Consider the following 11098-nt stretch of genomic DNA (forward strand, 5'->3'; position numbering starts at 1 on the left):
TTCCTCCTTATATTAACCTTTAACAGCTCCTGCTGTTAATCCCTCAACTAATCTCTTCTGTGCAAAGAAGAACATGATACATACTGGAATGATTGTAATAATTCCACCTGCTGTTAACAGACCCCAGTCAACTCCAAGCTGACCGATCAGACTCTTCAGTGCTACAGGTATTGTTCTTGTCGCATTGTTCGTAAACATTACCGCAAATGTATACTCGTTCCATGATGTCATGAAGATATATACACCGGTGGCAACAAGGCAAGGACCTAATATAGGTAAAATGATCTTGAAAAATGCCATCCTTCTATTACATCCATCAACCAATGCTGCTTCTTCAAGTGATAGTGGCAAGTCGTTAAAAAATCCATTCAGCAACCATACAGAAAATGGAAGTGTGAACGTTGTATATGCGAGTACAAGAGCCCATGGAGTATAAAGTAACCCCAGATTTCTCATTATAGAGTATAATGGGATTAAAAGCAATACCGTAGGGAACATATTATTGCTTAAAAACAATGCCATCATCGCTCTACGTCCTGCAAATCTGTATCTTGAAAACGCATATGATGCTAATGTTGATGCTGTCAGAGAAACAACTGTTGTTACTGCCGCAACAATAAAGCTATTCTTCATGGCAGCCAGGAAATTTACTGTTGTAGTAAACAGTTTCGTGTAGTTCTCCCATTGAACTTGTCTTGGCCAGTATGTAACTGCTCCGTATAACTCTGTGTCCGGTTTTATAGATGTAATAAATGTCCAATAAAACGGGAACAGGATGAAAAGTAATATTACGATCAGTGGAAGATATAATGTTAAAAATCTCTTTAAGAATGATTCCCTCTTCATACTACTTATCCTCCTCTCCAAATGTAAAGATCAAATACGGAACTGCAACCAGGCAAAGTACAAGTGCAAGCAAGATTGCCATTGCTGATGAGTATCCTAAGTTCAATGCCTGAGCTTTATTAAACACATATACACTCAGTGTCTGTGTTGCATAAGCCGGTCCACCTTCCGTCATGTTGAAGATAACATCGACTGAGTTTGCAACCCAGATAATTCTCAGAAGTCCTGTGATAAAGATTGTATTCTTAATACTTGGAATTGTAATCTTAAATAACTTCTGGAATCCTGTCGCGCCATCCATGTCGGCTGCTTCATAAAGTTCTCCTGGAATTCCCTGCAGTCCTGCAAGAATCATCAGTGCAAAGAATGGAATTCCCTGCCAGATAATCGTTACTACAACTGCCGGAAATGCTGTATTCGCCTGTGCTAAAAATGGTATGCTCTTATTAATTATGTGTAATTTCTGAAGAATGTCATTGAGTACACCATAGTTACCGTCATACATCCATCTCCACATAAGACCGATCAAAATACCAGGTGTGACCCATGGAATCAAGCTGACTGCACGGACAACACCGCGGCCTCTGAACTTCTTGTTAAGAAGCAACGCCAGTATAAAACCAAATACAAACTGAAATCCAACGCCAAATACCACCCAGAGAATCGTCTTCCAAAGTGCTTTCCAGAACAGCTCATCTTTAAATGCCGCGATGTAATTTGCAAGTCCAACAAACGCAATGTCATTCGGTCTTCTCAAATCATAACTCTGGAAACTCATTCCAATCGCATTAACAACCGGAATGAATACTACGCACAAAATGATAATCAGAGCAGGTGCTACCAATAAATATGGATAGATACTTTTCTTTTTTACCATCGTGTTCTTTCCCTTTCAATCAGACTGCCCTGCCAGTTGCCTGACAAGGCAGTTTCATAAATCAATTATTATCTAGTTGTTACAAAATCTAGTTCTACTCGTTAAGAGCTTTGTCCAGCTTATCCATACACTCTTTAGCTGTAATCTCGCCTGTCAGAGCCTGAGAAATTGTTGCTGGCCAATTACTGATCCACTCAGTTGTTGTATCTTTTACCGGAACTGTACCCGCGATATCGACACCTTCCATAGACACTTTCATGAATTTGTCATTCTGGAAGTAATCTTTCTGCTGAACAGTCTGGCTTACTGGAACCTGTCCTGTTCCTTCACACCACATTTCCTGTCCTTCTTCTGTTGCAAGATATTTCATCCACTCAAATGCTGCTGCTTTGTTCTCGCAAGAATCGAACATTACAGTCTCTGTATCTCCCATGGATGTCCACTGTCCTTTTCCTTTCGGAATAATGAATGCATCAACATCATCACCAAGTTCCTCTACCATACCTTTAGAAGATCCGATATGATGTATGAACATAGCTGTCTTTCCAGACTTGAAGTTAGCAACTGTCTCGTTGAATCCATCGTTCGTAGCTGACTCTGGAACATATCCGTTCTTATACAGATCGATGAAGTCCTGCATACCCTGTACAGATGCATCAGATGTCAGATCATCAAAGCTTCCGCCTTCACCATAGATGAAGCTTCCCCATGGCTCCTGTCCACCGGAAGCACCACGCATACCAAATCCGTATACGTCTGTCTTTCCATCACCATCTGTATCCATTGTACATTTCTTAATGTCCTCAAGGAACTCATCGTATGTCTTAGGTGTCTCTGTGATACCAGCCTCTTTGAAGATTGATGGTCTGTAGTATACATAGAGTACCTGAATGTTCCATGGCATCAGATAAAGTGAATCGTCAGATCCGCCTGCCTTTTTCATTACGTCGTAGATGTTGTCAGAAATGTCATCTTTCTTATCCCATGCATCAACATAAGGTGTTAAGTCTGCAAGCAGGTTGTTATTTGTGAACATCGGTGTTGCGGAAAGCTTAAAGGTTGCTACATCCGGTGCTCCACCACCCATAGCTGCGTTGAACAGTGTGTTGGAATATCCTCCACCATCCCAAGGAACTTCTTCACCTTCAACAGTGATTCCGTACTCATTCTCCTCGTTGAACTTCTTGATGATGTCCTGCATCAGGGAAGAATAATCTGTGTTATCTGCCCAATACTGGAACTTGATTGTGCACTCTTTGATATCATCGGTTGACTGAGCTTCTTCTTTTTTGTCTGAGCTTCCGCTATTGGATTTAGATCCGCAAGCTGTCATTCCGAGTACCATAGCTGCTGTCAGTAATACTGCTAATAACCTCTTTTTCATTGCTTGTCCTCACTTTCTATATTTTGTTGTAACTAGGATCTCTGACTGATAACCTGTGCTTTCCTGATCCCCTGTTTCAGCCATCTTCCTAACGCAACGAAGAACTTTTCGAACTGAAATGCTTTACGAATTGTAAACGCTTACATTTTAAATTTAAAAAAAATCGTAAGGCATTTACCGTCCTTGTAAGCTCTTACATTTGATAGTTCAATTATATCCTTTTGACACTTTCCCGTCAATAAAAGAAAGTACCAAAATAGGAAAAGCTCTTTTGTTACATTTCACCAAGAGTACATTGTATACTCCTACACTTCCTCACGAGTTTCACAAAAAGCACGCATAGAACTGACCACCATTCGATAAATAAAATCTGCTGCGAACTCTGGTGTACAGGACTTTTTATCGGCAAGCCAGGTCTTTACAAATCCAAGACAGCCATTCAGGCAATATGCATAAAAGTAATCCATCTGATCACTTTTTTCTGGAAACATCTGCTCTAACACTTTCCTGCTGTTTCTTGCCAGAATAACTTCCACTTTCTGAATAAATCGCATATCTCCGTAAGGTCCGACCAAAGCAGAAACAATCTCTCGATTGTTGTCTAACACTTGAAATATGTCCTGAAGAAAATAAAATCCATTATCCTCTCGCTTTTCAATTGGATGCTCTCTGATTGCACGTTCCATCTCCTCTGCCAGATCATTCTCAATCTCATACAACAGCCCTGATATATCTGGATAATGCAAATAAAAAGTAGATCTGTTAATATCTATCTGATCTACCAATTCTTTTACTGTAATCTCACCTACACTTTTCTCCTTCATAAGCATGGCGAGCCCATTTCTAAGCTGGGTCTTTGTCTTGCGGACCCGACGGTCTGTCTTCTTCTGCATATGTTTCCTGCTCTTTCTTTCATTATAATGTTAAATTTTTATAACATATTGATATAATGCAACATTTTTAATATTTTCTGTCTATTAATCAGCACTTTTTAACCTTTTAACGGTTGTAAATCACTTTCTTCCTTAATATAATACTTTTTGATAAGATAATCAACATCGTATCTATTACTAGAAAAATATTTACACAAAAGGAGCATTTTACTTATGAGGAACGCATTTCGGATTTTCCGCCGGGACATGAAACGTCTGCTTCGCAGTCCTGCTGCCGTGCTGGTCATGATCGGCGTATGTATTATCCCCTCTCTGTATGCCTGGTTCAATATTGCAGCCAATATTGACCCATACAGCAACACCTCCGGCATTAAAGTAGCCGTTGCCAATAACGACAAAGATGCAACAAGCAATGATCTTACAATCAATGCCGGGAATGAAATTATTAAAAATTTAAAAGAAAATGATCAACTCGGATGGACTTTTACGGATGAAGAAAATGCTGTTGAAGGAGTCAAATCCGGAAAATATTACGCGGCAATCGTAATTCCGGAAGATTTTAGCAGTTCTCTTCTGAGTATCCTCTCCGGCAAGCTGGAGACTCCGAAACTGGATTATTATCTTAATGAAAAAATCAATGCAATTGCACCAAAAATCACAGACAGTGGTGCCAGCACAATCCAGCTTCAAATCAACAATACCTTTTCATCCATTGCATCTGAATCGGTTTCAAATGTATTAAAGCAGTCTGTTACTGACCTGGCCGGTACTATCGATACTGTCAATTCTGATCTTGTGTCAATGCTTGACAAAGTAAATGATAATATTGCCGAGTACCAAAAGATTCTGGATTCCTTCAATTCCAGTGTCGGTGGTACACAGACTTTGATCGATAACGCAAAAAGTGCCACATCTGCTTTAGGCGACGCAGCAACTTCCGGTGCAAATGCACTTTCCGATGCAGACAGCGTATTAAAGGAGACACGAACAGCTACTGGAGACTTCACTTCCTCATTATCCCAGTCTATTTCAAATGGTCTGAGTATTATTGAACAGGCTTATGGCCAGGCTTCTGAAGGATTCGGCAAGCTGTCTGGCCAGGCTTCTGATATTAATCAGAAAGTGGGAAATGCTTTGAATAATGCCCAGGAAGTCAATACCAAAAACGGTGAAATTATTGCAACACTGCAGCAGCTTGCTTCACAATTACCGGCACAATCCGATACAATCAACTCTGCTCTCGCAAAACTTTCTGAGCAGAACCAGAGCAATCAGCAGTTGATCAGCAGCCTGACTGCCGGAAACGATGGTATTAGCAGCGCACTTTCCACAACAACCAATACACTTTCACAGTTGGGAACAATCAACAAGGCAAACTTAAATGGTATTCAGAGTCTTCGCACTTCTCTTGATGAGAACGTATTTCCACAGTTGAATCAGACTATGGATATTTTTTCCAGTCTGACAGGTGAACTGAACGGAATACTGAACGGTGTACCTGCTACCACTGAGCAGTTAAACAGTATTCTGACACAGCTTGGCACAAGCCTCACGGAACTGAACAACGTACTGAATGGAACACAGTCCTCTCTGAATGTCGTAATCAACCGACTGGACAACGTCCGTACCGACATCAATGCGATTACAAGTTCTGAGACATTCCAGAAGCTTACCTCTTTGGAAGGCATTGATTCCGATACGATTGCTGAATTCGTATCATCTCCGGTAAATGTGGATACAGAAACTTACTATTCTGTTAAAAACTACGGTTCTTCCATGACACCATTCTATTCGAACCTGGCAATCTGGGTTGGAGGAATCGTCCTGATTGCTATCTTCAAAATGGAAGTGGACCGCGACAGATCCATGCGTTCTTACAGTGCCACAAATATGTATTTTGGGCGCTGGCTTTTATACATGCTGCTAGGTCTTGTCCAGGGACTGATCGTATGTGTCGGAGATGTATTTCTTCCAGGCGTTCAGTGCCGTCACCCATTTGCGCTGGTACTGACCGGGCTTGTGTGCTCCTTTGTATATGTCAACATTATTTATGCTCTGTCACTGACATTTAAGCATATTGGAAAAGCGTTATGTGTAATCTTTGTCATTCTTCAGATTCCAGGATCTTCCGGAACCTATCCGATTGAAATGACACCGGTATTTTTCCAGAAAATACACCCGCTTCTTCCATTCACTTATGGAGTTGCTGCGATGCGTGAAGCAATTGCAGGCATGTATGGAAGTGTTTATATCCACAACCTTTTAATCTTGCTCTGCTACGTTCCGATTGCACTTTTAATCGGACTGGGAATAAGACCTCTTCTGGCAGGACTGAACCGCCTGTTCGACCTGAAGCTGTCTGAAACAGAATTTATGGTCTGCGAAGAACCAGATGATCAATTAAGCAGGAGCGCTCAGTTGTCTATGCTTTTAAAAGCCTCTCTTTCACAAGACGACTTACGTACACAGACCGCTGAGAAAGCTCAGAATTTTGAACAGAATTATCGGAAAATGATTCGCTATGGTTTCCTTGCGATCATTATTATTCCGTTGATCTTCCTGATACTGATGTTCAGTCTGGAATCGAAAATTGTATTTTTAGTTCTTTGGATCATATCTATCATCGCCATCGCAACATGGCTTATTATTGTAGAATTCATTCACACAAGACTCGCCGAGCAACAACAGCTGGCTGGTATGTCTTTTGATGAGATGGTGAAAAAATTCCGTGGAAAGGAGGAGGAATAATCATGAAAAATATTCTTCGCATTTTTAAGTATGATTTAAAAAAGATCCATAAAAATGTCATTGCCATGATCGTTATTATGGGAATCACTGTTATTCCGACTCTTTACGCGTGGTTCAATATCGCTGCAAGCTGGGATCCATACGGAAATACAGGAAACTTAAAAGTTGCTGTAGCAAGCTCTGATGAAGGTTATAGTGGTGAACTTCTCTCAGTAAACCTTAACCTTGGAGATCAGGTTCTTACAACTCTTAGAGGTAACTCGCAGCTTGACTGGACATTTACAAGTGCTAAGAAAGCGAAAGAAGGAGTAAAATCCGGAAAATATTATGCGGCAATCGTAATCCCAAAAGATTTCAGTAAAGACATGATGAGTATTTTCACATCCAATGTAACACATCCTGAAATCAAATATTATATCAATGAAAAGGAAAACGCAATTGCCCCGAAAGTCACCGTAAAAGGCGCAAATGCCGTACAGCAGCAAATTAATGATACATTTGTACAGACGGTATCCCAGACCGCATTAGAAGCCTTTCAGCTTGTTAATAACGTTGCTGACGAGACCGATGATCAGACAATCGCCGACAACCTCTCTGCCGCGCTGGTGCAGATTTCAACAGACTTATCCTCTGCCGCCGGAACTATACAGGCATTTTCCGATATGGCAAATTCTGCGGCAATTATGCTGAATACTACTACGGAATTCTTAAGTCAGTCCGGTTCCGGTACAAAAGCCAGTGTAAATGCTCTGGGCGTGGCTGGAAATGGTATTGATTCCCTGAATTCAGCTTTAACAGGAACAACAGATTCCATCAACCAGGCACTTTCACAGAGCGCTTCCTTCTACAGTGCGGTATCCACCTGTGTCGGAAATGCACTGGATTCCTATAATTCAGACGCACAGGCTTGTGCAAATGCACTGAATACCGTAAGTGGACGTGTGCAGAATCTGATAGATGGTTACCAGTCACTGGAAAACTCTCTGAGCCAAATTTCTGACTCTATTACTGAGCCACATTTAAAAGGTATGCTTATGCAGGCAATCGGCAATATTCAGAAAGCGAAAGCTTCTCAAGAAGCAATCCATAATGCCATTAACGATGCAGCTACTGGTATTACTTCCGCAACTGCAAATGCAACCGAATTAAAGAACAATATTGACGGCTTGATCGCCCAGAGTAATTCTTCAATCAGTACTGTGAAAAAAGATTATGAAAACAATGTTAAGGGTAGTCTGGATGATCTGGCAAATGATCTGACTAGCACAGGCAGCTCTATTACTTCACTGCTTGGACAGTTAGATAACAGTCTGAAAGACATTTCCGGGGTGACAGGCTCTGCAGCCGGAAATCTCACAGAGGTACAGAAAGCTTTATCAGATTCCGCTTCTCTTTTAAATGAAGCATCCGGTAAAATGTCTAATGCAGCAACTGCAATGCTATCTTCCGATGACAACGGCATTCAATTACTGACCAGCCTTCTCTCTGAGGATCCGGAGGCAATTGGTTCATTCCTTGCATCACCGGTCAAGCTTAATGAGACACATATTTATCCTATCGAGAACTATGGATCTGCTATGGCTCCATTCTACTCAACACTTGCGATTTGGGTCGGCGCAGTTGTAATGGCTGCCATGTTAAAAGTAAATGTTTCAGACAACTTAAAACACAAATTAAATAATCCGAAAGAACACCAGTTATATATTGGACGCATTCTTCTTCTCCTTTGTATAGGATTTTTACAGAGCGCATTGATCTGTCTTGGCGATCTTTATTTCCTGGGCATCCAATGCGAACATCCTGTATTATTTGTACTGGCAGGATGCTTTAGCAGTCTTGTATATGTAAACATTATTTACGCTTTGACTGTTTCCTTTGGAGATATCGGTAAAGCAATCGCAGTTGTGCTGATGGTCATGCAGGTAGCCGGAAGTGGTGGAACTTTCCCAATTCAGTGTGCGCCGGAATTTTTCCGGAAGGTATATCCTTTACTTCCATTTGTACACAGCATGAACGCTATGCGTGAATGTATCGCCGGTTTCTATGGCATGAACTACTGGATTGAACTTAGAAAACTGGCACTCTTCCTGATTCCGGCATTGTTGCTCGGTCTGATCCTCAGGAAACCAGTCATCAAGTTAAATGATGCATTTACAGAAAAATTGGAAAGTACACACCTGATTTAAAATACACAAAATACTCCAGTAAATTCGTTTCGAAATGCACATAAGGCATTTATAGATAGAAAAACCCCTCTGAAATATTTCATCTTAAAGATGGATATATTCCAGAGGGATTTCTTTATCTTACATCTGATACGTCCTTTTCGAGTTTATTTATTTTCCGATCATATGTATAAATTCCATTAATCTCATCTTCGATATCACTCCACTGCGTATAAACACAGCCACACAGCCCTTCCTCTTTTAAATGTATCACCTTATCCTCAAGTTGTTCATATGCCTTTTTGTACTTTGAAACAGTCTTATAACTTCCATAACCATATTTTTTCTCCGATGCTACGTGTCCTTCCACTCCAAATGTAAAACCACCATATTCGCTTAATACCGCTGCACGGATTTTTTCCGGTTTTACTTTTAATGGAAAGAAATAGTTATGTAAACTCTGAAAATCTCCCGTTCCCTGATCAAACCAGCCGCTTGCTGAATCAATCATACTCCCAGGATCCAGATTTCTTACCATATCTGTAATTTTCTTCGTTTCAAATTGTCCCCAGCCTTCATTGAAAATTACCCAGGAACATATACTCGGATGGTTCTTTAGCAACTTAATAGTTTCTTTCACTTCGCGAACAAATTCATTTCTTCCGTCTTGATTCTGACGAGACAGAAGTCTGGAATGATTGTCTTTCATTGTTAATCCCGGCCATGACATCACATTTGCAAGATATGTTACAAACCAATGATGATACCTTTCACCACCATTGACCATGTCCTGCCATACAATCATGCCTAAACGGTCACAATGATAATACCATCGCTCCGGTTCAATCTTAATATGTTTTCTTACCATATTAAATCCCATTCGCTTCATTTCGCGAATATCAAAGATTAATGCTTCATCTGAAGGTCCCGTATACAAACCGTCTGGCCAATACCCTTGATCTAATACACCTTTTTGAAAATGTTCCTTTCCATTTAAATACATACGCGGAATATTATGTCTATCATTCTTTATCTCGAATCTTCGTATTGCAAAATAACTTTCTACTTCATCTACACATACATTTCCATGTCTGTATCCTTGCATCGTGACATGCATATAATAAAGATATGGCTTCTCACAATTCCAGCATTTCGGATTTGGTATCTCCACTTCAATCCATGAATTCGTCTTACCTTGTACTGTCATCATTACTTCCGGCAGCCTCTGTAAAAACGATTCTGTTTCCGTCAAATTGCTTCCAGAATCTGAATAAATCTCAGGAAAACGAATCTCAATTTCCACTGGAATTTTTTCATTAATTTTGTTGGATTCGACATATATTTCTATTTTTACAGTCTCTAAACAGCCTTCTGATCTTTCTTTCTCAACATATTTCTTAATCCTTGTATCTATATATTTTACCCATTTGTCTGATACTTCCTCCAGCCAAACACTCTGCCAGATTCCACTCTGGGCCGTATAAAACATCCCGCCACTCTCCAGCTTTTGCTTCCCTCTGGCATGATAAGAAGTGTCAGAATCGTCCTGAACCATAACAACAAGCTCATTCTTCCCCTCACATATATAGTCTGTAATATCAGCAGAAAATGGAAGGTATCCTCCTATGTGCTCTGTCACCAGGGTATCATTCACAAATACTTTACACATCTGATCTACTGCTCCAAAATGTAACAGCATATGCCTTCTTTCAGTCTTTACATTCCATCTTTCGAACAAAATTTCTTTTCTATACCAAAGATACTCCTCAGGCTTCAGCTGCCTGGCTACACCTGATAGTATACATTCCGGTGAAAATGGCACCAAAATCTTACCATCATACTCTACAGGTCTTTCGCTGTTTTCCGTAAATGTATATTCCCACTCTCCATTTAATATCGTATAATCTGTATTCCTGATTAAAATAGGACGTGGATACTCCTGTAAAATATGCTCCGAATCCAATCTCTCACCCCATCTGGTATATAACTGCTTCATTACTTTCTCCTATTCTACTACAAAAACACGTCCAAAAGATTACTCTCTCAGACGTGCCTCTCATTCCACGTTAATGTTTATTTTATATATAATATATACCTTCAAAATCGCATATAAGAAAGTTTTTAACATCTTTACCTATCCACCTTACTTGGTTATGCCCTCGACCTATTAGTAACAGTCAGCTCC

At 40.3% G+C, this 11098-nt stretch carries 7 protein-coding genes; 2 read left to right on the plus strand and 5 right to left on the minus strand.

Annotated elements, in window-relative coordinates; all coding sequences use genetic code 11:
- Positions 1-12: 12 nt before the first annotated feature.
- The 4 genes from LI149_RS12710 to LI149_RS12725 all read right to left on the minus strand — a co-directional run bounded on the left by LI149_RS12710 (position 13) and on the right by LI149_RS12725 (position 4000).
- On the minus strand, positions 13-846 hold the full coding sequence (locus LI149_RS12710; protein ID WP_005340855.1) for a carbohydrate ABC transporter permease: 834 nt from the start codon (positions 844-846) through the stop codon (positions 13-15).
- 1 nt (position 847) lies between these two features.
- Complete coding sequence (locus tag LI149_RS12715) at positions 848-1723, minus strand: carbohydrate ABC transporter permease (RefSeq protein WP_173785671.1); 876 nt, start codon at positions 1721-1723, stop codon at positions 848-850.
- Positions 1724-1817: 94 nt separating this feature from the next.
- Positions 1818-3107, minus strand: a complete 1290-nt coding sequence (locus tag LI149_RS12720) for a sugar ABC transporter substrate-binding protein (protein WP_173785672.1) — start codon at positions 3105-3107, stop codon at positions 1818-1820.
- 305 nt (positions 3108-3412) lie between these two features.
- On the minus strand, positions 3413-4000 hold the full coding sequence (locus LI149_RS12725) for a TetR/AcrR family transcriptional regulator (protein ID WP_227078471.1): 588 nt from the start codon (positions 3998-4000) through the stop codon (positions 3413-3415).
- 213 nt (positions 4001-4213) lie between these two features.
- Here LI149_RS12725 and LI149_RS12730 point away from each other — a divergent pair, with 213 nt between their 5' ends.
- Positions 4214-6748 carry a YhgE/Pip domain-containing protein gene (locus LI149_RS12730; protein ID WP_227143440.1) on the plus strand — a complete coding sequence of 845 codons (2535 nt, stop codon included), beginning with the start codon at positions 4214-4216 and terminating at the stop codon, positions 6746-6748.
- Positions 6749-6750: 2 nt separating this feature from the next.
- The gene (locus LI149_RS12735; protein WP_227143441.1) at positions 6751-8934 is read left to right on the plus strand and encodes a YhgE/Pip domain-containing protein; all 2184 of its coding nucleotides are present in this window, start codon (positions 6751-6753) and stop codon (positions 8932-8934) included.
- Between the two features lie 115 nt (positions 8935-9049).
- Here LI149_RS12735 and LI149_RS12740 read toward each other — a convergent pair whose 3' ends face one another.
- Positions 9050-10909, minus strand: a complete 1860-nt coding sequence (locus LI149_RS12740; RefSeq protein WP_173785676.1) for a glycoside hydrolase family 2 protein — start codon at positions 10907-10909, stop codon at positions 9050-9052.
- Between the last annotated feature and the right edge of the window lie 189 nt (positions 10910-11098).

Origin of the sequence: Dorea sp. 210702-DFI.3.17 (assembly GCF_020560825.1) — a bacterium.
Lineage (GTDB): Bacteria > Bacillota > Clostridia > Lachnospirales > Lachnospiraceae > Dorea > Dorea formicigenerans.

What these genes read in the sequence shown, in the direction of transcription:
- LI149_RS12725 (WP_227078471.1), bottom strand. Translation starts at nt 4,000, where the DNA reads ATGCAGAAGAAGACAGACCGTCGGGTCCGCAAGACAAAGACCCAGCTT.
- LI149_RS12710 (WP_005340855.1), bottom strand. Translation starts at nt 846, where the DNA reads ATGAAGAGGGAATCATTCTTAAAGAGATTTTTAACATTATATCTTCCA.
- LI149_RS12735 (WP_227143441.1), top strand. Translation starts at nt 6,751, where the DNA reads ATGAAAAATATTCTTCGCATTTTTAAGTATGATTTAAAAAAGATCCAT.
- LI149_RS12740 (WP_173785676.1), bottom strand. Translation starts at nt 10,909, where the DNA reads ATGAAGCAGTTATATACCAGATGGGGTGAGAGATTGGATTCGGAGCAT.
- LI149_RS12730 (WP_227143440.1), top strand. Translation starts at nt 4,214, where the DNA reads ATGAGGAACGCATTTCGGATTTTCCGCCGGGACATGAAACGTCTGCTT.
- LI149_RS12715 (WP_173785671.1), bottom strand. Translation starts at nt 1,723, where the DNA reads ATGGTAAAAAAGAAAAGTATCTATCCATATTTATTGGTAGCACCTGCT.
- LI149_RS12720 (WP_173785672.1), bottom strand. Translation starts at nt 3,107, where the DNA reads ATGAAAAAGAGGTTATTAGCAGTATTACTGACAGCAGCTATGGTACTC.